General features: G+C 71.8%; 25 protein-coding genes and 1 tRNA gene. 24 read left to right on the top strand and 2 right to left on the bottom strand.

Translation table 11 applies throughout. The features are described from left to right. The first annotated feature begins 1 nt into the window (after position 1). From ACQEU6_RS36695 to ACQEU6_RS36730, 8 genes are all read left to right on the top strand, one after another. Positions 2–1,057, top strand: coding sequence for a carbohydrate ABC transporter permease (locus ACQEU6_RS36695; protein WP_499338223.1), 1,056 nt, complete (start codon positions 2–4; stop codon positions 1,055–1,057). Beyond that, the gene (locus ACQEU6_RS36700) at positions 1,057–1,941 is read left to right on the top strand and encodes a carbohydrate ABC transporter permease (protein WP_499338225.1); all 885 of its coding nucleotides are present in this window, start codon (positions 1,057–1,059) and stop codon (positions 1,939–1,941) included. The genes ACQEU6_RS36695 and ACQEU6_RS36700 overlap by 1 nt, the downstream gene beginning before the upstream one ends. A gap of 3 nt (positions 1,942–1,944) precedes the next feature. Next, on the top strand, positions 1,945–3,042 hold the full coding sequence (locus ACQEU6_RS36705) for an ABC transporter ATP-binding protein (protein WP_499338226.1): 1,098 nt from the start codon (positions 1,945–1,947) through the stop codon (positions 3,040–3,042). After that, a complete protein-coding gene (locus ACQEU6_RS36710; RefSeq protein WP_499338228.1) occupies positions 3,035–4,492 on the top strand; it encodes an aldehyde dehydrogenase family protein in 1,458 nt (485 codons plus the stop codon). The genes ACQEU6_RS36705 and ACQEU6_RS36710 overlap by 8 nt, the downstream gene beginning before the upstream one ends. A 16-nt stretch (positions 4,493–4,508) precedes the next feature. Then, complete coding sequence (locus tag ACQEU6_RS36715) at positions 4,509–6,803, top strand: thiamine pyrophosphate-binding protein (protein ID WP_499338229.1); 2,295 nt, start codon at positions 4,509–4,511, stop codon at positions 6,801–6,803. Between the two features lie 104 nt (positions 6,804–6,907). Next, the gene (locus ACQEU6_RS36720) at positions 6,908–7,321 is read left to right on the top strand and encodes a VOC family protein (RefSeq protein ID WP_499338231.1); all 414 of its coding nucleotides are present in this window, start codon (positions 6,908–6,910) and stop codon (positions 7,319–7,321) included. Positions 7,322–7,463: 142 nt separating this feature from the next. Continuing rightward, complete coding sequence (locus ACQEU6_RS36725) at positions 7,464–8,618, top strand: PP2C family protein-serine/threonine phosphatase (protein ID WP_499338233.1); 1,155 nt, start codon at positions 7,464–7,466, stop codon at positions 8,616–8,618. 525 nt (positions 8,619–9,143) lie between these two features. Further along, positions 9,144–9,395 (top strand): hypothetical protein, encoded by a 252-nt coding sequence (locus ACQEU6_RS36730; protein WP_499338234.1) that lies wholly within the window; start codon positions 9,144–9,146, stop codon positions 9,393–9,395. A gap of 211 nt (positions 9,396–9,606) precedes the next feature. Here ACQEU6_RS36730 and ACQEU6_RS36735 read toward each other — a convergent pair whose 3' ends face one another. After that, positions 9,607–10,218, bottom strand: coding sequence for a hypothetical protein (locus tag ACQEU6_RS36735; protein ID WP_499338235.1), 612 nt, complete (start codon positions 10,216–10,218; stop codon positions 9,607–9,609). A 552-nt stretch (positions 10,219–10,770) separates the two neighbouring features. On the opposite strand from ACQEU6_RS36735, the gene ACQEU6_RS36740 reads away from it, so the two are divergent. From ACQEU6_RS36740 to ACQEU6_RS36750, 3 genes are all read left to right on the top strand, one after another. Then, complete coding sequence (locus ACQEU6_RS36740) at positions 10,771–11,070, top strand: DUF6247 family protein (protein WP_499338236.1); 300 nt, start codon at positions 10,771–10,773, stop codon at positions 11,068–11,070. Next, positions 11,067–11,324 (top strand): hypothetical protein, encoded by a 258-nt coding sequence (locus tag ACQEU6_RS36745; protein WP_499338237.1) that lies wholly within the window; start codon positions 11,067–11,069, stop codon positions 11,322–11,324. The genes ACQEU6_RS36740 and ACQEU6_RS36745 overlap by 4 nt, the downstream gene beginning before the upstream one ends. 161 nt (positions 11,325–11,485) lie before the next feature. Then, on the top strand, positions 11,486–11,779 hold the full coding sequence (locus ACQEU6_RS36750) for a MafI family immunity protein (RefSeq protein WP_499338238.1): 294 nt from the start codon (positions 11,486–11,488) through the stop codon (positions 11,777–11,779). Between the two features lie 202 nt (positions 11,780–11,981). Here ACQEU6_RS36750 and ACQEU6_RS36755 read toward each other — a convergent pair. Then, positions 11,982–12,053: transfer RNA gene (locus ACQEU6_RS36755), tRNA-Arg, on the bottom strand. Positions 12,054–12,168: 115 nt separating this feature from the next. Between ACQEU6_RS36755 and ACQEU6_RS36760 the strand changes: the two genes are divergently transcribed. The 13 genes from ACQEU6_RS36760 (at position 12,169) to ACQEU6_RS36820 (ending at position 26,291) form a co-directional block, all read left to right on the top strand. Continuing rightward, positions 12,169–12,531, top strand: a complete 363-nt coding sequence (locus ACQEU6_RS36760; RefSeq protein ID WP_258942170.1) for a response regulator transcription factor — start codon at positions 12,169–12,171, stop codon at positions 12,529–12,531. 21 nt (positions 12,532–12,552) lie between these two features. After that, positions 12,553–13,227 carry a DALR anticodon-binding domain-containing protein gene (locus ACQEU6_RS36765; protein WP_499338240.1) on the top strand — a complete coding sequence of 225 codons (675 nt, stop codon included), beginning with the start codon at positions 12,553–12,555 and terminating at the stop codon, positions 13,225–13,227. Beyond that, complete coding sequence (gene lysA, locus ACQEU6_RS36770; protein ID WP_499338242.1) at positions 13,224–14,615, top strand: diaminopimelate decarboxylase; 1,392 nt, start codon at positions 13,224–13,226, stop codon at positions 14,613–14,615. Before ACQEU6_RS36765 ends, lysA begins: the two co-directional genes overlap by 4 nt. Next, positions 14,612–15,916 carry a homoserine dehydrogenase gene (locus ACQEU6_RS36775; protein ID WP_499338244.1) on the top strand — a complete coding sequence of 435 codons (1,305 nt, stop codon included), beginning with the start codon at positions 14,612–14,614 and terminating at the stop codon, positions 15,914–15,916. Before lysA ends, ACQEU6_RS36775 begins: the two co-directional genes overlap by 4 nt. Before the next feature lie 59 nt (positions 15,917–15,975). Next, positions 15,976–17,043 (top strand): threonine synthase, encoded by a 1,068-nt coding sequence (gene thrC, locus ACQEU6_RS36780; RefSeq protein WP_499338245.1) that lies wholly within the window; start codon positions 15,976–15,978, stop codon positions 17,041–17,043. A gap of 22 nt (positions 17,044–17,065) precedes the next feature. Further along, complete coding sequence (gene thrB, locus ACQEU6_RS36785; protein WP_499338247.1) at positions 17,066–17,986, top strand: homoserine kinase; 921 nt, start codon at positions 17,066–17,068, stop codon at positions 17,984–17,986. 452 nt (positions 17,987–18,438) lie between these two features. After that, the gene (gene rho / locus ACQEU6_RS36790; protein WP_499338248.1) at positions 18,439–20,562 is read left to right on the top strand and encodes a transcription termination factor Rho; all 2,124 of its coding nucleotides are present in this window, start codon (positions 18,439–18,441) and stop codon (positions 20,560–20,562) included. Positions 20,563–20,752: 190 nt separating this feature from the next. Next, entirely contained in the window at positions 20,753–22,138 is a 1,386-nt protein-coding gene (locus ACQEU6_RS36795) for a sensor histidine kinase (protein ID WP_499338250.1), read from the top strand. Positions 22,139–22,178: 40 nt separating this feature from the next. Next, a complete protein-coding gene (locus ACQEU6_RS36800) occupies positions 22,179–22,826 on the top strand; it encodes a response regulator transcription factor (protein ID WP_499338252.1) in 648 nt (215 codons plus the stop codon). A gap of 169 nt (positions 22,827–22,995) precedes the next feature. Then, positions 22,996–23,214 (top strand): 50S ribosomal protein L31, encoded by a 219-nt coding sequence (gene rpmE, locus ACQEU6_RS36805; RefSeq protein WP_067453124.1) that lies wholly within the window; start codon positions 22,996–22,998, stop codon positions 23,212–23,214. A gap of 111 nt (positions 23,215–23,325) precedes the next feature. Beyond that, the gene (gene prfA / locus ACQEU6_RS36810) at positions 23,326–24,387 is read left to right on the top strand and encodes a peptide chain release factor 1 (protein ID WP_499338255.1); all 1,062 of its coding nucleotides are present in this window, start codon (positions 23,326–23,328) and stop codon (positions 24,385–24,387) included. A gap of 166 nt (positions 24,388–24,553) precedes the next feature. Then, a complete protein-coding gene (gene prmC, locus ACQEU6_RS36815; protein WP_499338257.1) occupies positions 24,554–25,414 on the top strand; it encodes a peptide chain release factor N(5)-glutamine methyltransferase in 861 nt (286 codons plus the stop codon). Between the two features lie 61 nt (positions 25,415–25,475). Beyond that, entirely contained in the window at positions 25,476–26,291 is an 816-nt protein-coding gene (locus ACQEU6_RS36820) for an L-threonylcarbamoyladenylate synthase (protein WP_499338259.1), read from the top strand. Positions 26,292–26,371: the final 80 nt, after the last annotated feature.

The following is a 26,371-nucleotide window of genomic DNA, read 5'->3' on the forward strand; positions in this document are numbered from 1 at the left end:
CGTGTCCCCGACCCAAGGAAGCGAGCCCGCCGCGGACATGACGACCGAGTCCGACCGGCGCCCGGCGCAGCCGCGCCGGCGACCGGAACGTTCCAGCAAACGTCCACCTCCCACCGGCGCCGGACGCCGTGGCCGGTCCGGCCGCACCGGCCGCACCGGCTACGGGCGGGGCGAGGCGAGGTTCGGCATGGCCATGGCCATGCCGGCCCTGGTCGTCACGCTGCTCCTGCTCGGCTACCCGCTCGTGTACTCGTTCTGGGTCAGCCTGCACGAGCAGACGCTCGGCAGCCGGGCCCCGGCCCGCTGGGTCGGGTTCGACAACTACACCGCCGTCCTCGGCGATCCGATCTTCCTGCCCTCGCTGACCCGCACCGTCCTGTTCGCCGGCGCCGTCGTCCTCGGCACGCTCCTGCTCGGAACGGTGTTCGCGCTGGCCCTGAACCAGGAGTTCCGGGGCCGGTCGGTGGTGCGGGGGGTGCTGATCCTGCCGTGGTCGCTGTCCCAGATCACGCTGGCGCTGACCTTCGGCTGGATCTTCAACTCCACGTTCGGCCCGCTGAACGGGGCGCTCCAGCAGGCCGGCGTGATCGACAAGTACGTCGCCTGGTTCGCCTCCGGGCAGGTGGCCCTCACCGTGATGGCGGTCGCGTTCGTCTGGAGCCTGGTGCCGTTCGCCACGCTGCTGATCCTCGGCGCGCTCCAGACCGTCCCCGAGGACCTGCACAAGGCGGCGCGGATCGACGGCGCCGGGCCGGTCCGGCGGTTCTTCTTCGTCACCCTGCCCTGGATCCGCGACACCGTGCTGGTGGTGTCCGTGCTCGCCCTGATCAACGCGTTCCTGGCGTTCGCGCTGATCTACATCCTGACCGGCGGCGGGCCGGGCACCGAGACGACGCTGCTGTCCTGGTGGGGGTACACCACCGCGTTCCGCGACCTCGACCTCGGCCGGGGCGCGGCGATCTTCTACCTGATGACGCTGGCGATGGTGCTCCTCGCCGGGCTGACCGCGCTCGTCATCCGGGGACCCCGCAGGAACCGCGAAGGGAGGACCGCGTGATGGCCGCCGGAGACCGCGGGCGCACCGCCAGGAAGGCCGCGGCGCGCGCGCTGCGCGCCGGAACCGTCCTGGCGCTGCTGGCATGGGTGCTGCTGCCGTTCTACTTCCTGCTGCTGGTGGCGCTGACGTCCCGGGCCGACTCGCTGCGCACCCCGCCGCGGTGGATCCCCGCCATGGACTTCGGCAGCTTCCGGCAGATCCTCGACTCGGCGTTCAGCTCCGCGCCGCCGAGCAACCCCAGCGACCTGATCGTCCCCGGCATGCAGAACAGCGCCGTGGTCGCGGTCTGCGTCGCCGCCCTCAACGTCGTGATCGCCAGCACGGCGGGCTACGCGTTCGCCCGGTTCCGCTTCCCCGGTTCCCGGGCGGTGCCGGGCCTGATGCTCGGCAGCCAGCTCGTCCCGGTGTTCGCGCTCGTCGTGCCCTTCTACGTGATGCTCCACTCGCTCGGCCTCACCGACACCAGGGCGGGCGTCGTCATCGCCCACCTCGGGTTCACGGTGCCGTTCTCGGTGTGGATGATGCGGGCCTACTTCAACGGCGTCCCCGTCGAGGTGGACCGGGCCGCGATGATCGACGGCTGCACCCGCTGGCAGGTCTTCGCCCGCGTGGTGCTGCCGCTCGCCCGGCCGGGGATCATCAGCGTCGGGCTCTTCTCGTTCATGGTGTCGTGGAACGACTTCCTGTTCGCGCTGGTCCTGAACTCGCGGACGGACGCGATGCTGATCCAGCCCGCCATCTCCGGGCTCTACAACGTGCGCGAGCAGTCCTTCGGCATCATGGCCGCCGGCACCCTGCTGGCCGCCCTGCCCACGATGCTGCTCGCCCTCGTCTCGCAGCGGTTCCTCGTACGCGGCCTGACCTCAGGCGTCGGAAAGGTGTGACGCGTGTCCAGTATCGAACTCCGGCAGGTCACCAAGCGGTTCGGTGACACGCTGATCGTCGACTCGGTCGACCTGACCATCGAGGACGGCGCCTTCACCGTGCTGCTCGGCCCGAGCGGGTGCGGCAAGACGACCACCCTCAACATGATCTCCGGGCTGGAGGAGGTGTCCTCCGGGGAGATCCTGTTCGACGGCGTGCAGGTGCAGGACGTCCCGCCGAACAAGCGCGACGTCGCGATGGTGTTCCAGTCGTACGCGCTCTACCCGAACCGCAGCGTGCGGGAGAACATCTCGTTCGCCCTCAAGCTGCGCAAGCTGCCCGCCGCCGACATCGCGGCGCGTGTCGCCGAGGTCGCCGACATGCTCAGCATCGGCGCGCTCCTGGACCGCAAGCCGCGCCAGCTGTCGGGGGGCCAGCAGCAGCGGGTGGCCCTGGCGCGGGCGATCGTCCGCCGCCCCAACGTCTTCCTGCTGGACGAGCCGCTCAGCAACCTCGACGCCAAGCTCCGCGCCGACATGCGCATCAGCCTGCGCGAACTGCAACGCGAACTCGGCGGCACCTTCGTGTACGTCACGCACGACCAGGGGGAGGCCATGAGCATGGCCGACCAGGTCGTCGTCATGAACGGGGGCGTGGTGCAGCAGGAGGCCCCGCCGCTCGACCTCTACCGGCGGCCCGCGAACCGGTTCGTCGCCGGCTTCGTCGGGACGCCCGGCATGAACTTCGTGCCGGGCGCGGTGGACGCCGGCGGTTCGTTCGCGCACGGCGACTGGACGGTGCCGATCGGCTGGACCGGCGCCGCCCGGGACGGCCTGACGCTCGGCGTCCGCCCCGAGGACGTCACCCTGGAGCCGGACGGTTCCGGCGCGGCGGGCCGCGTCCGCCTGATCGAGCGGCTCGGGGTGGAGGCGATCGTCGTGGCCTCGTTCCCGTCCGGCGACGTCATCGCCCGCGCCGACCCGGACGTCGACCTGGACGCCGGCGCCCAGGTGTCGATGCGCGTCCGTCCCGGGAAGGTCCATCTGTTCGACTCCGGGAACGGCGACGCGGTCGCGTGGACGCCCGCCCCGGCGGCCGCCAAGGAGGTCCGGAATGCCTGACGATGTCGCCCTGCGGATCGGAGGCCGCGCCCGCGCCGCCCGCGGGGAGGCGGTCTACGACGCGGTGAGCCCGGCGACCGGGGAGCGGATCGCCGCCGTCGCGCGGGCCGCGGAGTCCGACGTGGACGCCGCGGTGGCCGCCGCCGCGGAGGCGTTCGAGGCGCACCGCCAGGAGAGCGCGTTCACCCGGGCGGACCGGTGCCACCGGATCGCCGGCCTGGTCGAGGAGCGCGCCGCGGTCATGGCCCGGCTCCTGTCCCTCGAACACGGCAAGCCGGTGGACCAGGCCGAGGCCGAGATCCGGCTGGCCGCCGACGGCTTCCGGCTCGCCGCCGAGGAGGCCAAGCGGCTCGGCGGCGAGACCATCCCGGCGCGCGACGGCGCCAAGCTCGTGCTGACGACCCGCAGACCGCGCGGCGTGTTCGCCGTGATGACCCCCTTCAACTTCCCGGTGAACATCCCCGTGGAGTACCTCGGACCGCTGCTGGCCTGCGGCAACGCCGTCGTCTGGCGTCCGGCCCCCTCCATGGCGGCGGTGGCGGGCGCGCTCTGCGACTGCATCGAGGACGCCGGCGTCCCGCCCGGCCTGGTCAACCTGATCACCGGCCCCGACCTCGGCCCGGCGCAGCGCCTGGTCTCCCATCCCGCCGTCAACGGCGTCGGGTTCACCGGCAGCTCGAAGGCGGGCGCCGAGATCGCCCGCCTCGCCGCGGGCAAGGCCCAGGTGATGGAACTGGGCGGCAACGGGCCCATCGTGGTGCTGCCCGACGCCGACCTGGACCGGGCCGCCCCGGCGATCGCCTCGGCGGCGTTCGCCAACTCGGGCCAGTCCTGCTCGGCCGCGGGACGGGTCGTCGTCGCCGAATCGGTCGCGGCCGAACTGGAGGAACGCCTGGTCGAAGAGGCCCGGCGCGAGGTGGTCGGGTCGCCCTTCGAGGCGGGCACCACCATGGGACCGGTGCACACGCGCGGTGTGGCCGACACGATGGCCCGGCACGTCGCCGACGCCCTGGCCCGCGGCGGCCGGACGGCCTTCGGCGGCGGCCCCCTGCCGGACCGCCCCACCGACCTGTACTGGCGTCCCACCGTCCTGGTCGGGCTGGACGCGGAGGCCGCGGCCATGAGCGAGGAGACGTTCGGCCCCCTGGCGCCAGTGCTCCGGGTCGCCGACGACACCGAGGCCATCCTCGCCGCCGCCAACCGGGGCCGCTACGGGCTCAGCTCGGCGGTCTTCGGACGCGATCTGGACCGTACCCTGGCGGTGGCCGGCCGGCTCCGCGCGGGCCAGGTCACCGTCAACGACACCAGCAACTACTGGGAGCTGCACCTGCCGTTCGGCGGTGCGCCGGGCACCGACAGCGGGCACGGCCGGCTGGGCGGCCGCTACATCGCGGAGGCCGTCACGGAGATCCAGTCGATCTCCGTCGACCTGACCCCGCCCTGGCGCTGAGGCGAAGGAGCCGACGATGAACGATCCTGTGGCGACGGCCACGCACTCCGGCGTGCTGGAGGAGGTCGAGCGGCGGGTGCTGTGGCTGTCCACGGCCATCGTGCACCACGCCAACCGCGTCCGGCCCAACCCGTCCGGGCTGAAGGTGGGCGGCCACCAGGCGTCCTCGGCGTCGATCGCGTCCATCATGACCGCGCTGTGGTTCCGCCACCTCGGCCCGCAGGACCGCGTCTCGGTCAAGCCGCACGCCTCCCCCGTCCTGCACGCGATCAACTACCTGCTCGGCGAGCTGGACGAGCGGTACCTGACGACCCTGCGCGAGTTCGGCGGGCTCCAGAGCTACCCCAGCCGGACCAAGGACCCCGACCCCGTCGACTACTCCACCGGATCGGTGGGCATCGGGGCCACCGCGCCGATCTGGGGCGCGGTCGCCCGCCGGTACGTGGAGGGGGCGCCCGCCGGACGCCAGTACTCCCTGGTCGGCGACGCCGAACTGGACGAGGGCGCCGTCTGGGAGGCGATCCTCGACCCGGGCGTCGCCGACCTGGGCGAGATCGTGTGGATCGTCGACCTCAACCGGCAGTCCCTCGACCGCGTCGTCCCGTACCTGGCCGCGCACCGGCTGAAGGGCATGTTCGCCGCCGCCGGCTGGCAGGTGCTGACGCTGAAGTACGGCCGGCTCCTCACCGGGCTGTTCGAGCGCCCCGGCGGCGAGGACCTGCGCGCCCGCATCGACGCGATGCCCAACCCGGAGTACCAGCGCCTGCTGCGCTGCGACGCCGCCGAACTCCGCGACCGCCTCCCCGGCGGCAGCGAGCCCGTCGCCCGCCTCATCGCGGAACTCGACGACGCCACCCTCCTCGCGGCCCTGCGCAACCTCGGCGGCCACGACCCCGGCACCCTGGCCGAGGCGTTCGACGCCATCGACGACACCCGGCCGACCGTGATGTTCGCGTACACGGTCAAGGGCCACGGCCTCCCCAGCGAGGGCCACCCGCAGAACCACTCCTCGCTCCTCACCGCCGACCAGATCGCCGAGCTCGCTCCGCGCCTGGGCGCCGACCCGGACGCCCCCTGGGCCCGTTTCGAGGAGGGTTCGGACGCCGCCCGCCTGTGCGCCGAGACGGCCGCGCGCCTGCGCCGCGCCCCCGCCGATCTCCAGGCCCCGCCCTCCGTGCCGGACGACATCGGCCGGACCCCCAAGGGCACCGCCACCACCCAGGCCGCCCTCGGCCGCCTCCTGCTCGACCTCACCCGCGAGGCCCCCGACGCCGCCGCCCGCGTCGTCACCGTGAGCCCGGACGTCAGCTCCAGCACCAACCTCGGCGGCTGGGTGAACAAGGCCGGCGTCTGGTCGACCTCCGAACGCCGCGACTGGTTCGCCGACGACGGCGAGACGATCCTGCACTGGCGCGAGGGCCCGGCGGGCCAGCACATCGAACTCGGCATCGCCGAGACCAACCTGGTCGGCCTCCTCGGCGAACTCGGCGCCACCTGGAGCCGCTGGAACCGCCCCCTGTTCCCGATCGGCGTCCTGTACGACCCGTTCGTCGGCCGCGCGCTCGAACCCTGGTCGTTCGGCATCTACGCGGGCGGCCAGTCGATCCTGATCGGCACCCCGTCCGGCGTCACGCTGGCCCCCGAGGGCGGCGCGCACCAGTCCATCGTCACCCCGTCGATCGGCGTCGAGCAGCCGGGCTGCGTCGCCTACGAGCCCGCGTTCGTCCTCGACACCGAGTGGACGCTGCTCGCGAGCATGGCCCGCCTCGGCCGCCCGGACGGCGGCTCCGCCTACCTGCGCCTGTCGACCCGTCCCGTCGACCAGACCCTCGCGGACGTCCCGGCCGACCCGGCCGCCCGCGAGCGCCGCCGCCGCCAGGTGATCGCCGGCGCCTACCCGCTGCGCCGCTCCGCCCGTCCCGCCGTCACCCTCGCGGCGATGGGCGCCCTCGTCCCCGAGGCCCTGGCCGCCGCCGACCGCCTGGAGCAGGCCGGCGTGGGCACGGACGTGGTCTGCGTGACCAGCCCCGGGCTGCTCTTCCAGGCCCTGCGCTCCCGCCAGGGCCAGGACGACGGCCCGAACTGGATCCTCGACCAGGCGTTCCCCGCCTCCCGCGCGACGCCGCTGGTCACCGTCCTGGACGGCCACCCCCACACCCTGGCCTTCCTGGCCGGCGTGAACAACGTCCCCTGCACGCCCCTGGGCGTCACCGCCTTCGGCCAGTCGGGCTCCATGGAGGACGTCCACCGCCACCACGGCATAGACGCGGACTCGATCATCCGCGCCGCACTGGACCTCCACCCCTGCTGAACCCGCCCGGAGGATCGATCAGGAATCGAGAAGTACCTCCCCCCTCCCCTTACGTAGCGTGATCCCTGCAAGGCAGACGACCACGCATCCAAGGGGGACACGACATGAAGGCGCACGTGAGCTCGATCCTGCTGGGCGTCCGGGACATGGACCGGGCCAAGCAGTTCTACACCGAGGGCCTCGGCTGGAAGATCAAGAACGACTACGGCATCTCGGTGTTCTTCGAGTCGGACGGAGCCTCGCCCGTCGGCTTCTACGGCCGCGACGGCCTCGCCGACCTGGTCGGCACGAGCCCGGACGGCAGCGGCTTCAGCGGGCTGGTGCTCACCTACGTCGTCCGCAGCGAGGCGCGCGTCGACGAGGTCATGGCGGAGGCCGAGAAGGCCGGCGCCACGATCCTCAAGCCCGCCGGCGCCCTGCCGTGGGGCGGGTACGGCGGCACCTTCGCCGACCCGGACGGCTACGTCTGGAGCCTCGGCTACAGCGCCCAGGGCGCCGACCAGCCCTACGCGGAGTGATCATCGGTTCGGCGTCGACGCGACACCGCGTCGGCGCCGGACCGCCGCCCGTCGAACGAGAGCCCTGAGCGGACCGCACCCCTGGAAACCGCGGTGCGTGTTCTAATGATCACAGCAGGGACGGCTTTCGGCGGGGCAGGAGATGCGCATCTCGGAGGATCCGGACGGCGCCACGGGACGGGGCGGGGGCCTCACCTGGCGGGTCGTGGCGGGATGGATGGTGGGGATCACGGCCGCCCTCGCGGTGACCGGCGTCGCGCTCGGCAGGGAGACGGGCTTCGCCCCGTTCCTGGTCTTCCTCCCTACTCTGATCGCCGGCCGTGGAACGGTCCGGCAGACCACGGTCGCCTCCGTCTGGACGATCCTGGTCATCATCGGCTCCCTGATCCGCAGCCCGCCGGCGAACGCGGCGGCCACCGCCAGCGTGATCACCTTCGCCGTCGCGCTCAACGGCCTGAGCGTGGTCCAGGCGGTCCGGCGCATCCGCCAGGAAAGGGAGATCAGCCGCCTCCGCTCCGCGGCCGCCGCCCTCCAGCGCCAGATCCTGCGCCCGTTCCCCCTCGCCACCGCCGAACTCGTCGTCCACGGCCTGTACGAGCCGGTCGAGGAGGACAGCATGGTCGGCGGCGACGTCTACGAGGCCATGCCGACCCCGTACGGCAGCCGCGTCCTCATCGCCGACGTCCAGGGCAAGGGCCTCCCCGCCATCAGCGCCGCCTTCGCGGTGCTCAGCTCCTTCCGCGAGGCGGCCCTGGCGGAGCCCACCCTCACCGCCGTCGTGAACGCCCTGGAGAACTCGGTCCTGCGACACAACTCCTTCGCCGCCCAGTCAGGCGAGGAGCAACGATTCGTCACAGCCCTGATCCTGGACATCGGCCCGCGGACAACGGCCCAAGCCATCAACTGCGGTCACATCCCGCCCTACCTGCTGTCCGACCGGGAAACCGGCCAGGTCCCCCTGGGAGAACCAGCCCTGCCACTGGGCCTGGCCTCCCTGAGCTCAGAACCACGAAAGGTCACGGCCTTCAACTTCCCGACCGACTCCACCCTCCTCCTCTGCACCGACGGCATCACCGAAACCCGCAACCCCTCAGGCGCCTTCTACCCCCTGAAAGAGCGCCTGCCGACTTGGAAAGACCTGGCCCCCACCGAAATCGCCCCAACCGTCCGCCAAGACCTTGAGCAGTACGCCAGAGGAAAGCTGACAGACGACAGAGCCCTCCTGATAATCACCAGAAAACAGGCCCCGCAGGACACGCCCACCCTCGAAACGACCGATCGCGCAACGGGACAGTAGCGACCAAGCGTCTCGGCTACGTCCCCTACGGCCAAGCCCCCGAGTCGTGGGAAGTAGAGAGCGTCGACGGAACCATCACCCGCTACGAGACGGTGTGCACACTAATGCGCAAGCAGCTGCCGTAGACCAGCTCAGGGCAGGAAGTAAACGATGACCTGGTACGCACCGACGAGCGCGCCCCCCATTCCCCAATACTGAATCAGAACGAACCACAGCTCGTGCTGATCCTGCTCCTCGGGCGGACGCCCGACCAGAGCCCGAGCTCCCCTCCGATCAGATACCCAAGCCCCGCCCCCACGCCCACGTAGGCGATGGCCGCAATGCCGCCACCCCTCCAGATGATCATCGCGCCATGCCTCCGCACAAGGAAGTCGCGACGATAATAGGCCCGCACGACACCACCCGTTAACTCCCCGACACGCCCATCGCATTCGGCATGCCGATCCTGCTGAGCACCGGCTCGGTGGCATATGCCCTGGCCTGCTGACCCTCCCCACTCGCTGGGCGGTGTGTCACCGTAGAGCAGTGGAACCGACAAAGCTGTCCCGCGAGGACGTCGCACTTCTGCTCCGTGACCTCTGCGTTGAACTCGGTTTCTGCCTGCCGCCGCAGGATCAGGATGCGCTGTGCGACTCGCCACCCGGCGACGTGGATGGCTTCACGGACGCGGTTTTCCGAGCTGAAGGCTTGGACGCGTCGCCACACGCACATCTCTACGGCCGAGTCCAAGAAATGGTGGCCGAAGTCTTCGGCGACTCCTCGACGCCTGACAGCTGAGCCCCGGCTCCGCCCCACAGGCAGACGCCCTCAACCACGTTTCGAGAACGGCGACGCTCGGCGCTTGGAGCAAGTTGGATAAATGCACTCACCAGTACAATTCTGATGACGCATCTGAGGAACTCACTTCAGGGCCCTGGTATGGCCTCATGGACTCAGGCTCGTCGCGTTGTTGTGGGTCTTGACCGATCGGCTGATCGGTATGGCGGCACTAGTCGGTCGAGGATTCCTCGACGTGCACGAGGAGTTCGTAGACGAAGTAGGCCTTCATCGGGCGCCCATCGAGCTCGAACGGAACGATGTGGTAATAGCTGTTGGGCGTCCGGGTCGGTTCCCAGCCGAAGAACGCCTCGGCTTCGAGCCGGAGCACCGACCAGGGGCGCAGGTCGTCGGGTGACCGCATCGGCTCTCCCGATTTGCGCACGAACCGGCGGTCGACGACGTACTCCGCGTTGTCCGTCATGCTCTGGAGGCCGAAGAACTGTTCCTCCGAACTCGTGTGCTCAAGCCAGAAATCGGGCCAGAGCGGCAGGGCGAACCGGTGACGGGAGGGGCCGCCGTCCACCGGATCACCCAGGACCACAGCCAGATCCTTGATCTTCGGCAGCTGCATGTTCCTCCACCGGCCGGCCTCCTCCAACAGATGGGCCGGCGGATCGTCGTAGGGCGCCGGCACAGGCAGCGGCGCCTCCGGAGCGATCTCGCGCATGCGAATGAGCACGGACTGCTGGTAGCCCTCCACGGTCATCGAGGGGTCGGGACGCGGTTCGGGGTCGGCGAGCCGCTCGCATGACCAGCACCACCACGGCTCCGCCGGGCCCATGCACCCGCCGGTGTAGTAGATCTCGCGACGTTCGTGGCGCCTGTACAACTCGTCGCCGACGGGCCTGCCGAACTCCACCGGCACCAGCGGCCCATCACACCGTTCACACCTGGGACTCATGCCCCTTGGACGCCGCAAGCCCCCCCGCCGTTCGGCAGGGTTCGACGAACGAGGCGGCCGCGACTGCCACGACGTCGCGAATGGGTTGCGGGTAAGTCGGTCGTTCAGGCCGGCAGGCGCGTGGCGCCAAGAGTCTGCGGCCGGCGACCTCGGTGCTGGAACACAAATGGAACACACGGCGGCCCGTGGTGCCGTCTGGTGTTGCATGGGCCAGGAATGAGAAGAGCCGGTTTCCGCTGGTCAACAGCGAGAACCGGCTGATCGTTTTGGGGTGCCCCCTGCAGGATTCGAACCTGCGCACACGGCTCCGGAGGGCGGTTACCTGATCACCGGCCATAGGGCCTCTGACCTGCGCTGGGACGCTCTGTCTTGCCTCTCCCGCGCCCGCCCGTTCCGCGCATGTTCCGCAACGAGCACAGGTAGATTGGGGCCATGACCGCCCAGCCCGAGGAACCGCCCGCGCCGCACGATCCCGGCGAGGATCCGGCCGCGATCTACGACGCGCTCCCGCGGTCACACCGGGAGCAGTTCCGGGCCGAGTACGACCAGGCGCTGGACGCCGCACACGACCTGGCGCGCTTCAAACAGGTCAGAACGCTGCTCCAGCAGTGGCGCCTACGAGCCATCGCCTACGCCCGTCCCGGCTACGAGGAGGCTGTCCAGGACGCCCTGCAGGGCCGTGAGGACGCCTTCGTGCGGTACACGCCGCCGGGCTGGGAAGGCCAGGTGTGACCTACCGCTTCGACGGCTTTCACGGGCGCGCGCTGTACGAGCTGAACGGGCTGCCCGAGGAGATCCGCAACGGCCCACTGCTTGAACGGCTCCTCCAACTCCTGGAGTCCCCGTGGGACGCCGTCCCGGAACGGCGGGATCAGACGGCGCTGCGCCATGCGTTCTTCGGCAACGGCAACCAAGGCATGCTGACCCTCCTCGTCGACGACAAGGCAGAGAGCGTCCGCATCATCGACATCCTCTGGGCCGGCTAGCGTCTGGGACGTCTCCGCAGCCCTCTCGTCGCGCGGTGTCCGGTCCCCGCGGCAGCCTTGGGCGTGCGGCGTAGCCGCTGTTCTTCCCCACCCTTCCAGCCCAACCGGCAACACGCCTCAACCCACTTGGCGGTGTGGTGGGAGGCCGATAGGGATGACTCATGGGCTTGTACCGCAGGCATGAGGATTACATCGCCATTCGTGAATGGGAGACGCGCATGGCGGCGCTCCTGTGTCTGGTGGCGGATCGGCTGACTGATGACCAGCTCCGCGGGGGCACGGAGTTCCTTGCGCATGCTGAGTACGGCCCAGCGATCGAGTCGGTCGCGGACTGGCTGGCTGAGGAAGACCGGCCGGTCACAGAGGCTGAGCGGGCAGAGATGACAGCTCTGGCGACTGAGTTGGGGGCCGAGGTACTCGCCAAGGTCGAGCGGAGCCTCGACTACTGCCCATAACGGCGGAGCGCCCCCGTGGAGGGCGGATGGGGCGAAGCCGGCGGACGCGTCGCGATGCGCGGCCGCCCGGTGACCGCGTTCCGCGTATGTTCCGGGAAGCGCGACAATCGGCGGCTTCCGCTGGCACTTGGCAGCATATGCAACAAACCCCGGCGACAGACAAGATGCCTGGTCAACCGGGGTTTGCGGTGGTCGTCTGAGGTGCCCCCTGCAGGATTCGAACCTGCGCACACGGCTCCGGAGGCCGTTGCTCTATCCCCTGAGCTAAGGGGGCGCGACGCGGTATGAGGTTACCAGGGTTGGCGGGGTGACGCGCACGGGGAGGTTCGCCGTGCGTCCGGGGGGTGGAGTGGGCTAACTTCGAGGCCGTGACCGAGCCACTGGGACGCGTGCTGGTCGTCGATGATGACGAGGTGATCCGCCAGCTCATCGCCGTGAACCTGCAACTGGAGGGGTTCGAGGTGTCGACCGCGGTCGACGGTCAGGACTGCCTGGACAAGGTGGTGGAGATAGGGCCGGACGTGATCACGCTGGACGTGATGATGCCCCGGCTGGACGGGTGGGTCACCGCGGTGCGGCTGCGGGAGGATCCCGGGACCGCGCACATCAGGGTCGTGATGATCACGGCGCGGGCGCAGGAGCATGATGTGCGGCGGGGGCACGAGATCGGTGTCGACGCGTACGTGACGAAGCCGTTCGACCCGAACCAGCTGATCCAGACGGTGCGGAAACTGGCCGCGGTGTCCAGATAGTGGTCGGCTAGTCTCACCAGGGTGACTCCAGGGGATGCTCTCGTGCGGGCGGTGCGGGACGCCGTGGACGCGGGGGAGATCGATGTCGCCGTCCCCGAGGAGGTCGTGGTCTTCGGGCGGGGCGGCGGGGTCTTCGAGAGTCCCGTGGCGCTGAGGCTCGGCGTCGATCCGCGGGTGATCGCGCGGCGGGCCGGGGGGAGCGTCTCCGGGCCCGGGTTCGTCAGGCTCGTGGTGGGGCCCGAGCTGGTGGAGTCCATCCGGCGTGATCCTGGTTACGGGGTCGCGCGGGTGCCGCATGGCGGGTGGAGCGAGTGGCCCCGGACGTTCGAGAATCCGGGGTTCTCGGTGCGTTACGCCTACGCGCGGGCCTGTTGGGTGGGGCGCTGGGCGCGGGAACTCGGGGTCGCGGCCGGGCCGTTCGAGGGTGGTGCGGAGGAGCTCGTGGGGGCGTTGGGGGACGTTCCCGGACGGGCAGCGCAGGCGGAGCGGGAAGGCGACGCCAGGCCCCTGATGTTGTGCTTGGAGAGCGTGGCCGGGGCTTACCACGAGGTGCACGAGCGCTTTCCCGCGCTGCCCGTGGGCGATGAGGAGCCGGGGGCGGCGCACGCGGGGCGGGTCGGCTTGGCGGAGGCCGTCGAGGTGGTCCTCGGCAACGGGATGAACATGATCGGTGAAACACCTAGAGAGCGGATATGAGTCGAGTACACCCTGCTGGACCGCGGCATGCCGACGTCCTGCCGGAGGATCATCCGGCGGGGCCGGCGGAGGACCTGAACGCGCTCGAGCCCGCCGTGTGGCCGCGGAACTCCAAGCGTGAGGACGGCGTCCTCACCATCGGCGGCGTGGACGTCAGGGACCTGGCGAAGGAGTACGGGACGCCTCTCTACGTCTATGACGAGGACGACGTCCGCAGCCGCGCCAGGGAGTACGCGGCGGCGTTCCATGACGGGGACGTCCACTACGCGGGCAAGGCGTTCCTGTGCACGGCCGTCGCGCGGTGGCTGAACGAGGAGGGGCTCGGCCTCGACGTGTGCAGCGGGGGCGAGCTCGCCGTGGCGCTGGCGGCCGGCTTTCCCACCGAGCGCATCACGTTGCACGGGAGCAACAAGGCGCCCTGGGAGCTGGAGAAGGCCCTGGAGGCGGGGGTCGGGCGGATCGTGCTCGACTCGTACGAGGAGATCGCCCGGGTGGGGTACCTCGCCCGGGAGATGGGCGTCCGGCCCAAGGTGATGGTGCGCGTCACCACGGGTGTGGAGGCGCACACCCACGAGTTCATCGCCACGGCGCACGACGACCAGAAGTTCGGGTTCTCCCGGAGTTCCGGGGCGGCGCTGGAGGCGGTCCGGCGGGTCCTGGAGCTGGCGCAGCTCGAACTGGTGGGGCTGCACAGCCACATCGGGTCGCAGATCTTCGAGGTGGACGGGTTCGAGGTGGCCGCGCACCGGCTGGCCGAGCTGCTGGTGGCCATCCGGGACGAGCACGGGATCGAGCTTCCGGAGCTGGACCTCGGCGGCGGCTACGGCATCGCGTACGTGCCGGGCGAGGAGCCGCACGACCCGAAGTCGATCGCGGACGGGCTGCGCGGCATCGTGGCGCGCGAGTGCCGGGCGTACGGGCTGTCGATGCCGCGGCTGACCGTGGAGCCGGGACGGGCGATCATCGGCCCCGGCGGCGTCACGCTGTACGAGGTCGGGACGGTCAAGGACGTCGAGGGGCTGCGCACGTACGTGTCGGTCGACGGCGGCATGTCCGACAACCTGCGCACGGCCCTGTACGGCGCCGAGTACACGGGCGTGCTGGCGAGCAGGACGTCCGACGCCGCCCCCATGCTCAGTAGGCTTGTCGGCAAGCACTGCGAGAGCGGCGACATCGTGGTGCGGGACCTGTGGTTCCCCGAAGATCTTTCGGCGGGGGACCTGGTGGCGGTGGCGGCGACCGGTGCGTACTGTCGGTCGATGGCCAGCAACTACAACCATGTTCCGAAGCCGGCCGTGGTGGCGGTGAGGGACGGCAGGCCGCGAGTGATCGTCCGGCGGGAGAGCGCGGAGGACCTGCTGCGGCTCGATGCGGAGGTCGAAGCGTGAAACCCGGACTGCGCGTGGCGCTGCTCGGTTGCGGTGTGGTCGGGACGGAGGTCGTCCGGCTGCTGAACGAGCAGGCCGACGATCTGGCCGCGCGCGTCGGAGTTCCGCTGGAGCTGGCGGGGATCGCCGTGCGCAGGCCCGACCGGGTGCGCGCGGGCATCGATCCGGGGCTGCTGACGACGGACGCGCAGGCGCTGGTGACCCGGGACGACGTCGACATCGTCATCGAGGTGATCGGCGGCATCGAGCCGGCCAGGACGCTGATGCTGGAGGCGATGAAGACCGGCAAGTCGGTCATCACCGCGAACAAGGCGCTGCTGGCCGAGGACGGCGCGACGCTGTTCGCGGCGGCGCGGGAGTACGGCGCCGACCTGTACTACGAGGCGTCGGTGGCGGGCGCGATCCCGCTGCTGCGGCCGCTGAGGGAGTCGCTGGTCGGCGACCACGTGCACCGGGTGCTCGGCATCGTGAACGGCACCACGAACTACGTCCTCGACCAGATGGACACGCACGGCGCCGGTTTCACCGAGTCGCTGGAGGAGGCGCAGGCACTCGGCTACGCGGAGGCCGACCCGACGGCCGACGTGGAGGGTTTCGACGCGGCGGCCAAGGCGGCGATCCTGGCGCAGCTCGCCTTCCACACGCCGGTGACGGCGGCGGACGTCCACCGCGAGGGCATCACCGAGGTGAGCGCGGCCGACGTGGCGGGCGCCCAGGGCATGGGCTGCGTCGTCAAGCTCCTGGCCATCTGCGAGCGGATCCCGTCGCAGGACGGCCGCAACGGCCGCGGAGTGTCGGTCCGCGTCTATCCGGCGATGATTCCCAGGTCGCACCCGCTGGCGAGCGTCCGCGAGGCGTACAACGCGGTGTTCGTCGAGGCGGAGTCGGCGGGTTCGCTGATGTTCTACGGCGCGGGCGCGGGCGGCGCCCCCACGGCGTCGGCGATCCTCGGCGACCTCGTCGCGGTGGCCCGCAACGTGGTCGGCGGCACGCCCGGCCCTGTGGAGGTCACCTACGCGAAGCTTCCGGTGCTCCCGATGGGCGAGACCGTCACGCGCTACTACATCGAGGTGGACGTGACGGACGAGGCCGGCGTGCTCGCCACGGTCGCCGAGGAGTTCGCCAGGCACGGGGTGTCGATCCAGGCCGTCCGGCAGGTGGGCTCTGGCGAGGAGGCGCAGCTCGTCGTGGTGACGCACCGGGCGCCGGACGCCGCGCTGTCGGAGACGGTGGAGGGCCTGCGCGGGCTGGAGATCGTCCGAGAGGTGACGAGCGTCATGCGCGTCGAGGGAGACGAGTGAGGCGGGGCCCTTCCCGGTAGACTTCCGGTCGAACATCGCAGGTCAGCCGAGGAGACCGAGTGAACGCGAACGCCCGCGCGTGGCGCGGCATTATCGAGGAGTACCGCGACCGGCTTCCGGTGACGGACGCGACGCCCGCCGTCACCCTGCTGGAGGGCGGTACCCCCCTGGTGCCCGCCCCGCGGCTCTCCCAGATGACCCGTTGCGAGGTGTTCCTCAAGGTCGAGGGCGCCAACCCGACCGGGTCGTTCAAGGACCGCGGCATGACGATGGCGATCAGCAAGGCCGCCGAGGAGGGCGCCAAGGCCGTCATCTGCGCCTCGACCGGCAACACCTCCGCGTCGGCCGCCGCGTACGCGGTGCGGGCGGGGATGACCTGCGCGGTCCTGGTCCCCAACGGCAAGATCGCGATGGGCAAGCTGGCGCAGGCGCTGGTGCACGGCGCCCGGCTGCTCCAGGTGGACGGCAACTTCGACGACTGCCTCGAACTGGCCCGCAAGCTGTCGGTCGACTACCCGGTGGCGCTGGTCAACTCGGTCAACAAGTACCGGCTGCAGGGCCAGAAGACGGCCGCGTTCGAGATCGTGGACACGCTCGGCGACGCGCCCGACGTCCACTGCCTGCCCGTCGGCAACGCCGGAAACATCTCCGCGTACTGGATGGGCTACAAGGAGTACGCCAAGGACGGCGTCTCCTCGCGCACCCCGCGCATGCTGGGCTTCCAGGCGAGCGGCGCGGCGCCGTTCGTCAAGGGCGAGCCCGTCCTGAAGCCGCAGACCATCGCCACCGCGATCCGCATCGGCAACCCCGCGTCGTGGGACCTCGCGGTCGCCGCGCGGGACGAGTCCGGCGGCGCGATCGACTCGGTCACCGACCGGCAGATCCTCGCCGCCTACCGGCTCCTCGCCCGGGAGGAGGGCGTCTTCGTGGAGCCCGCCTCGGCGGCGAGCGTCGCCGGCCTGCTCCAGGCCACCGAGCAGGGCGGGGTCGAGGCCGGCGCCCGCGTCGTCTGCACCGTGACGGGCAACGGCCTCAAGGACCCCGACTGGGCCATCTCCGGGGCGCCCGCGCCGACGACCATCAAGGTGGACGCGCACTCCGCCGCTTCCGAGCTCGGCCTCACCTGAGGTGGGCTGGCAGGACGGCCCGGTGCTGGTGCGGACCCCGGCGACCAGCGCCAACCTGGGCCCGGGGTTCGACTCGCTCGGCCTCGCGCTGGCCCTGTACGACGACGTCGAGGTCGAGGCGACCGACGGCGGCCTGTCCATCGAGGTGGACGGCGAGGGCGCCGAGGTCGCCGACCGCGGCGAGCGGCACCTGATCGTGCGGGTGTTGCGGCGGACCTTCGACGTCCTGGACGACCTGGCCGGAACCGGTCCCGCGCGCCCGGACGGGCTCCGGCTGCGGTGCCGCAACCGCATCCCGCACAGCCGCGGCCTCGGCTCCTCCTCGGCCGCGATCGTCGCCGGGATCGTCGCGGCCCGCGCGCTGCACCCCGGCGGGAAGCGCCTCGACGACGCCGGGGCGCTGCGCCTCGCGACGGAGATCGAGGGCCACCCCGACAACGTGGCGCCGTGCCTCGCCGGCGGGCTGACCGTCGCCTGGACGGCGCCCGGCGGCCCCCGCTCGGTGCGGCTGGAGTCGCAGGTCACGCGGGTCGTCGCGCTCGTTCCCGAGCAGCGGCTCGCGACCGAGCGGGCCCGCGGCCTGCTGCCCGAGACCGTCCCGCACGGCGACGCCGCCGCCAACGCGGGGCGCGCCGCGCTGCTCGTCGCGGCGCTCACCGGCGGCCTGGACGCCGGGATCCTGCTCGACGCGACCGAGGACCGGCTCCACCAGGACTACCGCGCGCCGGCCATGCCCGAGTCGGCGGCGCTCGTCGCACGGCTGCGGGACGCGGGCGTCCCGGCGGTGATCTCCGGTGCGGGCCCGACTGTCCTGGCCTTCACAACCGCGTCACGCCTTGATTCGATCGGCGGCGCAGTGGGTAAAGGCTGGCACGAACACCCGTTGGACGTCGCGACCCGCGGCGCCCGCGTCATGACCGGAGAATCCGGGTTCCGGGACTGACGACGGCGCCGGGGGCGGGGGACGCGCGTCGCTCCGGCCGGTGCCGTTCCGGCAGGATTCCACTAGGTAAAATGCGAAGACATCGACCTCTGGGGAATAGCAGTGTGCCCTGGTGATGTTAGGCTGATTGCCGCACCAGATGCCCCGTTCGGGGCAGCGTGCTCGTCAGCCACGCGTCGCCTTTTCGGCCCTCCGGCCGTGTCGGTCCCGCGTACCAGGCTCCCCGACACCGTGACTTCCCGTTGTCAGGCATTCCAGCGAAACTTCGGACGTGGCGGTACCGGGGACACGCACGAGCGGAACGTCCCGTCCACCATCTGGCTGTGCCCAGAACTCGCAGATCCCGGTTCCATCGTGATCAGCGGAGCCCGATCCGGCGCCCCCGCCGGGCCGCACCACCGGGTCGACTGGCCGAACGCCGGCCAACGCCCGCGCCCTGGGAAGGACCCTTAGTGAGCGAATCCAGCGAACTCCTTACGGACGCGACCAGCACGGAAGCCGCCGCCGCTCCGGCCGGCGCGGAGACCGCCGCCCCCCGGCGCCGCCGCGGCACCGGCCTGTCGGCGATGGTGCTGCCCGAGCTCAAGTCGCTCGCGTCCAGCCTCGGCATCACCGGCACGACCGGGATGCGCAAGAGCCAGCTCATCGCCGCCATTCAGGAGAAGCAGGGCGGCCAGGGGCAGGGCTCGGCGGGGGGCGAGCAGGGAGCCGCTGCCCCGGTGACGGCCGAGCGTCCGCGCCGCGGCCGCACCGCCGCCAAGCGCGAGGTGTCCGAGGAGCAGGTCACCATCGCCGACGCCGCGCCCGCGGCGGCGCCCGCGTCCGAGAACGCGGCCGCGTCCGAGGGGCAGTCCGGCTCGGCGGGCCAGTCCGGCACGGCCGAGAAGGCCGCGCAGGGCGACCGGCAGGAGAAGGCCGACCGGCAGGGCGGCCGGCAGCGGGGCGAGAAGCAGGACCGGGGAGCGTCCGAGGGACGCGGCGAGCGGCAGGGCCGCGACCAGGGGCGCGAGCAGAACGCCGAGGACGGCGAGTCCCAGGGCGGCCGCGACGGCAACCGCGACGGCCGCGAGGGCCGCGAGGGCGGCGGACGCCAGCGGCAGCGCGGCCGGGAGCGCGGCGAGGGCCGCGACCGTGGCGAGCGCGGCGACCGCGGCGAGCGCGGCGAGGGCCGCGAGCGTGGTGAGCGCGGCGAGGGCCGTGAGCGGGGCGAGCGTGGTGACCGTGGTGACCGTGGTGAGCGGGGCGACCGCGGCGACCGCGGCGACCGCGGCGACCAGGGCGGCGGACGCCAGCGCGGTCAGGGCGGCGGCGGTCAGGGCGGTGGCGGCGGCCAGCACGACGACGACGACGGCGGCGGCCGGGGCCGTCGCGGGCGCCGGTTCCGGGAGCGCAACCGCGGCCGCGGCCGCGAGCGCTACGAGGAGCCGGTGATCACCGAGGACGACGTCCTCATCCCCGTCGCGGGCATCCTCGACATCCTCGACAACTACGCCTTCGTCCGGACGACCGGCTACCTGCCCGGCCCGAACGACGTGTACGTCTCGCTGGCGCAGGTCCGCAAGAACGGGCTGCGCAAGGGCGACGTCATCACCGGCGCCGTCCGGCAGGCGCGCGAGGGCGAGCGGCGCGAGAAGTTCAACGCGCTGGTCCGCCTCGACACCGTCAACGGGGTGGAGCCCGACCAGGCCAAGGGCCGCGTCGACTTCTCCAAGCTGACCCCGCTGTACCCGCAGGAGCGGCTGCGCCTGGAGTCCGACCCGGGCATCCTGACGACCCGGATCATCGACCTGGTGTCGCCGATCGGCAAGGGCCAGCGCGGCCTGATCGTGTCGCCGCCGAAGGCCGGCAAGACGATGGTGCTCCAGGCGATCGCCAACGCGATCACCAAGAACAACCCGGAGTGCCACCTGATGGTCGTCCTCGTGGACGAGCGTCCGGAAGAGGTCACCGACATGCAGCGGACGGTGAAGGGCGAGGTCATCCACTCGACCTTCGACCGTCCCGCCGAGGACCACACCACGGTCGCGGAGCTGGCCATCGAGCGCGCCAAGCGGCTCGTCGAGCTCGGCCACGACGTCGTCGTGCTGCTCGACTCGATCACCCGCCTGGGCCGGGCCTACAACCTGGCGGCGCCCGCGTCCGGCCGCATCCTGTCCGGCGGTGTCGACTCGACCGCGCTGTACCCGCCGAAGCGGTTCTTCGGCGCGGCGCGCAACATCGAGAACGGCGGCTCGCTGACGATCCTCGCCACCGCGCTGGTGGAGACCGGGTCCCGCATGGACGAGGTCATCTTCGAGGAGTTCAAGGGCACCGGCAACATGGAGCTGAAGCTCAACCGGTCGCTCGCCGACAAGCGGATCTTCCCGGCGGTGGACGTCGACCAGTCCTCCACCCGCAAGGAGGAGATCCTCATGGCTCCGGAGGAGCTGCGGGTCGTCTGGCAGCTGCGCCGGGTGCTGCACGCGCTCGACACGCAGCAGGCGCTGGAGCTCCTCATCGAGAAGATGAAGGAGACCAAGTCCAACGCCGAGTTCCTGCTCCAGGTGCAGAAGACGACCGTCTCCGACGATCGCTGAGACGCGCCGCGCACGCCCCCGTCCGGTCCTCCGGGCGGGGGCGTCGCCGTCCGCGCCCGGGGGCGGGGGTGGGGTTAGCCCCACCTCCGATCGGGCGGCGGACGTCATGGCGGCCCCGCGTCCCGCCCGGCACGCTTGACACGCAGGACGGAAAGGGCCAACGCAGGTCGGAGTTGCACGGAGGGACGACGTGGGCGAGCTGAGCAAGGACACCGGCGCCGGGGGCGGCGTCGCCGTCCAGTGGGCCGCGGCGCGGTGGGCGACGGCGACGCGGGCCGGCGACGGGTCGGCGTCCGTCATGAACCGGTCCTGGCATCCGCTCGCGATGGCGAAGTCCTCGCTGACCTGGCGCTCGGCGCTGTACCTGGGCGTCAGCCTGGCGTGGGGGCTCGGCTGGTTCGTCGTCCTCGCCGTCGGGCTGTCCCTGTCGGTCGGGCTGCTGATCATCTGGGTGGGCGTCCCGCTGCTGGCGATGCTGATGGTGGCGTGGCGGTTCGGCGCGGTGCTGGAGCGGAGGTTCGTCCGGGCGGCGTTCGGCGTCCGGATCCCGGCCCCCTACCGCCGCACGCCGGCGGGCCGCAACCCGCTGACCCGGCTGAAGGGGATGGCGGGGGACCCCGCCACCTGGAAGGACCTGGTCTACTTCGCCGTGCTGTTCCCGATCACGCTGGTCGAGTTCGTCGTGTCGGTGACGGCGTGGGCCGGTACGGGCACGCTGCTGTTCCTCCCGGCGGTCGTGGCGGTGGCCGGCGGCGCAGAGGTCAACTTCGGGATCTCGTACTGGGCGGGCAATCCGGTGGAGGCGCTGCCGATGTCGGTCCTCGGGCTGGTGCTCCTCGTCCCGGCGATGTACGTGACGCGCGCGCTGGCGATGGGGCACGCCGCGTTCGCCGCGCTGATGCTGGGCCCGAGCCCGTCGCAGGCCGAGAACGCCGCGCTGCGCGAGCGGACCGAGCACCTGCGGGCCAGCCGCGCCCGCGGGGTGGACGCGGCCGAGTTCGAGCGGCGCCGCATCGAGCGGGACCTGCACGACGGGGCGCAGCAGCGGCTGCTGGCCGTGGCGATGGACATCGGCCGCGCCCGCGCCAAGCTCGACGAGGACCCCGAGGGCGCGCGGGCGCTGATCGAGCAGGCGCACGCGGGCACCAGGGAGGCGATCTCCGAGCTGCGCGACCTCGCGCGCGGGATCTACCCGGCGATCCTCACCGACCGCGGCCTGGACCCGGCGCTGTCCGGGCTCGCCGGGCGCGCCCCCGTCCCCGTCGAGGTGGAGGTCGACCTGCCGGAGCGCCCGCCGGCGGCGGTCGAGAGCATCGCCTACTTCATCGTGGCCGAGTCGCTCGCCAACGTCGCCAAGTACGCCCGCGCGACCCGCGCGTCCGTCCGCGTGGCCCGCGAGGACCGCTGGGTGGTCGTCGAGGTGATCGACAACGGGGTGGGCGGCGCGGTCGCGCGGCCGGACGGCGGCCTGGCCGGGCTGGCCGACCGGGCGGCGACGATCGACGGCATGCTGCTCGTGGACAGCCCGCCCGGCGGCCCCACGATCGTGCGCGCGGATCTGCCCTGCACGTGGTGATCCCGGCGCGCGGCGCCGCCGCGAGCACGATAATGGCCGGATGCGGGTAGTGATAGCCGAGGACTCGGTGCTGTTGCGGGAAGGGCTCGTCCGGCTGCTCGCCGACGCCGGGATCGAGACGGCGGCGACCGTGGGCGACGGCCCCGGGCTGCTCGGGATCGTCGAGGAGCACGCGCCCGACCTCGCGATCGTGGACGTCCGGATGCCGCCCTCGTTCACCGACGAGGGGCTCCGCGCGGCCCTCGACGTCCGGGCGCGCCGCCCCGGCACGCCGATCCTCGTGCTGTCGCAGTACGTGGAGGAGCGCTACGCCACGGACCTGATCGGCGGCGGCGCCCAGGGCGTCGGCTACCTGCTGAAGGAGCGGGTGTCGGACGTCGAGGAGTTCATCGACGCGGTGCGCCGCATCGCCGCCGGCGGGACGGTCATCGACCCCGAGGTGATCGGCCAGCTGCTCGGCCGGCGCCGCACCGGCGACCCGCTGGAGGCGCTGACCCCGCGCGAGCGCGAGGTGCTCGGGCTGATGGCGCAGGGCCGCTCCAACGGCGCGATCGCCGCCGACCTCGTCGTCACCGAGGGCGCCGTGGAGAAGCACATCTCCAACATCTTCATGAAGCTCGGCCTCCAGCCCGCACAGGGCGGCCACCGCCGCGTCATGGCGGTCCTGGCCTACCTGGGGCTCTGCTAGCCCGGCGACTCCGGGGTGATCGGGAATGACCGGTGAGCTCGGCACGTTCGGGTATCTGGCACACTTGGTGTGCAACCGCTGCGGTACCGGTTCACGCCTCCCACATCTCCCATGGCATCGCCATGCGGATCCGGGGGCGCCCGGCGACCGCCTGGAGCGAGGAGAACCCATGAAGCCCGACATCCACCCGAACTACGTCGTCACGACCGTGACGTGTACGTGCGGCAACACCTTCGAGACCCGCAGCACCGCCGCGAACGGTGTGATCCACGCGGACGTGTGCTCGAACTGCCACCCGTTCTACACGGGCAAGCAGAAGATCCTCGACACCGGCGGCCGGGTCGCGCGCTTCGAGCAGCGCTTCGGCAAGAAGAAGGCCGGCAAGTAGGACGAGCCGCACGGCGGACGCCAGGGACGGCCCGGGGACTCCAGGTCCCCGGGCCGTCCGAAATCGGCGCGGGGGCGGCCGTCCCCACGCCGCGACGGGCCAGGACACAGCGTGAATCTCGACGATCTGATCAGCGAATACGCGGGCATCGAGGAACGGCTCGCCGACCCGTCCGTCCATGCCGACCAGAGCCTGGCGCGCAAGCTCGGCAAGCGTTACGCGGAGCTGCGCCCGATCGTCGAGACGCACCGCGAGCTGGCCTCCACCGAGGACGACCTCGGCACCGCCCGCGAGCTGGCCGGCGAGGACGCCGCGTTCGCCGCCGAGGCCGAAGACCTCGCCAGGCGCCGCGCGGAGCTGGAGGAGCGGCTGCGGCGGCTGCTCGTCCCGCGCGACCCGAGCGACGGCAAGGACGTGATCCTCGAGGTCAAGGCCGGCGAGGGCGGCGAGGAGTCGGCGCTGTTCGCCGGCGACCTGCTGCGGATGTACCTGCGCTACGCCGAGCGCGTCGGCTGGAAGACCGAGATCCTCGACTCCCACCCCTCCGACCTCGGCGGCTACAAGGACGTCACGGTCGCGGTGAAGGCCAGGGGCTCCGAGGAGGGGGTCTGGACGCGGCTGAAGTTCGAGGGCGGCGTCCACCGGGTGCAGCGGGTGCCCGCGACCGAGTCGCAGGGGCGCATCCACACCAGCGCCGTCGGCGTCCTGGTGACGCCCGAGGCCGAGGACGTCGACGTCCAGATCGACCCGAACGACCTGCGCATCGACGTGTACCGCTCGTCCGGGCCGGGTGGGCAGAGCGTCAACACGACCGACTCCGCCGTCCGCATCACGCACCTGCCGACCGGCGTCGTCGTCTCCTGCCAGAACGAGAAGAGCCAGCTGCAGAACAAGGAGCAGGCGCTGCGCATCCTGCGGTCCCGGCTGCTGGCGATGGCGCAGGAGGAGGCCGACGCGGCCGCCTCCGCCGAGCGCAAGAGCCAGGTCCGCACGGTGGACCGGTCCGAGCGGGTGCGCACCTACAACTACCCGGAGAACCGGATCTCCGACCACCGGGTCGGCTACAAGGCCTACAACCTCGACCAGGTGCTGGACGGCGACCTCCACAACGTCACGCAGTCGCTGGTCGACGCCGAGATGGAACGCCGCCTGGCCGAAGCGCAAGGCTCATGAGCGCAGCGAATCGGGGGGCGTGGGGGGTCGTCCCCCCTCGGAGGGCAGGGCTCATGAGCGCAGCGAATCGGGGGGCGTGGGGGGTCGTCCCTCCTCGGAGGGCAGAGCTCATGAGCGCAGCGAATCGGGGGGTGTGGGGGGTCGTCCCCCCTCGGAGGGCAGGATCATGAACCTGCTGCTCGACGAGATCGCCAGGGCCACCGCGCGGCTCGCGGACGCGGGCGCCGCCTCGCCCCGCGCCGACGCCGAGGAGCTCGCGGCGGCCGTCCACCGGGTGCGGCGCTCGGAGCTGCACGGCGTCCCCGACAGCGCGTTCGACGCCCGGTTCTGGGAGTTCGTCGCGCGCCGCGAGGCGGGGGAGCCGCTCCAGCACATCACCGGCCGCGCGTTCTTCCGCTACCTGGAGATGAAGGTCGGGCCCGGCGTGTTCGTGCCGCGCCCGGAGACCGAGGTGATGGTCGGCTGGGCGCTGGAGACGCTGCGCGACATGGACGTCCGCGACCCCCTCGTCGTCGACCTCGGCACCGGCTCCGCCGCGATCGCGCTGTCCATCGCGCTGGAGGCCCCCCGCGCCCGCGTCCACGCGGTCGAGAAGGACCCGACCGCCTTCGTCCACGCGACCCGCAACGTGGAGGAGCTGGACGAGCGGGGCCGCGTCCGCCTGCACCTGGACGACTTCGGGACCGCCCTCACCGAGCTGGACGGCACCGTCGACCTCGTCGTCAGCAACCCCCCGTACATCCCGATGAGCGAGTGGGAGTACGTCCCGCGCGACGTCCGCGACCACGACCCCGCCGACGCCCTGTGGGGCGGCGGCGACGACGGCCTGGACGCGATCCGCGTGGTGGAGCGCACCGCCCGCCGCCTCCTGCGCCCCGGCGGCTACGTGTCCGTGGAGCACAGCGATCTGCAGGGCAACGGCGTCTACTGGGTCTTCGCGGAGGAGCACGGCTGGCGCGACGTGCGCAACCGCCGCGACCTGGCGAACCGGGACCGCTTTGTCACCGCGCGCCTGGCCGCCGACTAGCCCCGCTATCCTGGTCGGTGCCATACCCGCGAGCGCTGTGCAGATGGGAAGACGGGCGACCGTGAGCCGACGTTACGACTGCTCTGAGCCGATGGAGCGCAGCCGGGGGATCGCCGAGGCCTTCTCGGCCGTCCGGCGCGGAGAGCTGATAGTCCTGCCGACCGACACCGTGTACGGCGTCGGCGTGGACGCCTTCATGCCACCCGCCGTGACCGCCCTCCTGGACGCCAAGGGCCGCGGCCGCGAGATGCCCCCGCCGGTGCTGGTCGGCTCCGTCCGCGCCGCCACGGCCCTCGTGGACGACCTCGGCACCTACGGGCAGGACCTCATCGACGAGTTCTGGCCGGGCGCGCTGACCCTCGTCTGCCGGGCCAACCCCAACCTCATGTGGGACCTCGGCGAGACGAAGGGCACCGTCGCCATCCGCATGCCGATGCACGAGCTCACCGTGCAGCTGCTCAAGGAGACGGGCCCGCTCGCGGTCAGCAGCGCGAACCTGTCCGGCCGCCCCGCCGCCCGCACGGTCGACGAGGCGGAGAAGATGCTGGGCGACTCGGTCGCGGTCTACCTGGACGGCGGCGCCTCCGGCCACGCCGACCCCTCCACGATCATCGACCTGACCGGTTCGGTCCCCCGCCTCCTGCGCGCCGGCGCCGTCCCCGAAGACAAGATCCGCGCGGTGGTCGGCGTCCTGCTCACCGAGGAGGACGAGCCCGAGAAGCCCGCAGAGCCTCCCTCCACCGCCGAGGAGGCCAAGCCTTCCCTCGTCAAGGGCGAGACGCCTCCGCCTCCCCACGAGCCGTCTGAGTCCCCCCGGGAAGCTCCTGAGCCGACCGCCAAGCCCTCCCTGAACAAGAACGACCCCGGCACCGACTGAGACCGGGAGACGCGCGCTGATGCCGCCTCTCGGTGTCCGGTCCCCCTCGCGCGAGAAAGTCCGGCGGAGGGAGCAGCGGG

This window comes from Spirillospora sp. CA-108201 (assembly GCF_050936235.1).
GTDB lineage: Bacteria > Actinomycetota > Actinomycetes > Streptosporangiales > Streptosporangiaceae > Spirillospora.

Excerpts from the sequence above, each read along its gene's own strand:
- ACQEU6_RS36700 (WP_499338225.1), top strand. The coding sequence starts at position 1,057 with ATGGCCGCCGGAGACCGCGGGCGCACCGCCAGGAAGGCCGCGGCGCGC.
- ACQEU6_RS36710 (WP_499338228.1), top strand. The coding sequence starts at position 3,035 with ATGCCTGACGATGTCGCCCTGCGGATCGGAGGCCGCGCCCGCGCCGCC.
- ACQEU6_RS36715 (WP_499338229.1), top strand. The coding sequence starts at position 4,509 with ATGAACGATCCTGTGGCGACGGCCACGCACTCCGGCGTGCTGGAGGAG.
- ACQEU6_RS36720 (WP_499338231.1), top strand. The coding sequence starts at position 6,908 with ATGAAGGCGCACGTGAGCTCGATCCTGCTGGGCGTCCGGGACATGGAC.
- ACQEU6_RS36725 (WP_499338233.1), top strand. The coding sequence starts at position 7,464 with ATGCGCATCTCGGAGGATCCGGACGGCGCCACGGGACGGGGCGGGGGC.
- ACQEU6_RS36735 (WP_499338235.1), bottom strand. The coding sequence starts at position 10,218 with ATGGGCCCGGCGGAGCCGTGGTGGTGCTGGTCATGCGAGCGGCTCGCC.
- ACQEU6_RS36740 (WP_499338236.1), top strand. The coding sequence starts at position 10,771 with ATGACCGCCCAGCCCGAGGAACCGCCCGCGCCGCACGATCCCGGCGAG.
- ACQEU6_RS36750 (WP_499338238.1), top strand. The coding sequence starts at position 11,486 with ATGGGCTTGTACCGCAGGCATGAGGATTACATCGCCATTCGTGAATGG.
- lysA (WP_499338242.1), top strand. The coding sequence starts at position 13,224 with ATGAGTCGAGTACACCCTGCTGGACCGCGGCATGCCGACGTCCTGCCG.
- ACQEU6_RS36800 (WP_499338252.1), top strand. The coding sequence starts at position 22,179 with ATGCGGGTAGTGATAGCCGAGGACTCGGTGCTGTTGCGGGAAGGGCTC.
- rpmE (WP_067453124.1), top strand. The coding sequence starts at position 22,996 with ATGAAGCCCGACATCCACCCGAACTACGTCGTCACGACCGTGACGTGT.
- prmC (WP_499338257.1), top strand. The coding sequence starts at position 24,554 with ATGAACCTGCTGCTCGACGAGATCGCCAGGGCCACCGCGCGGCTCGCG.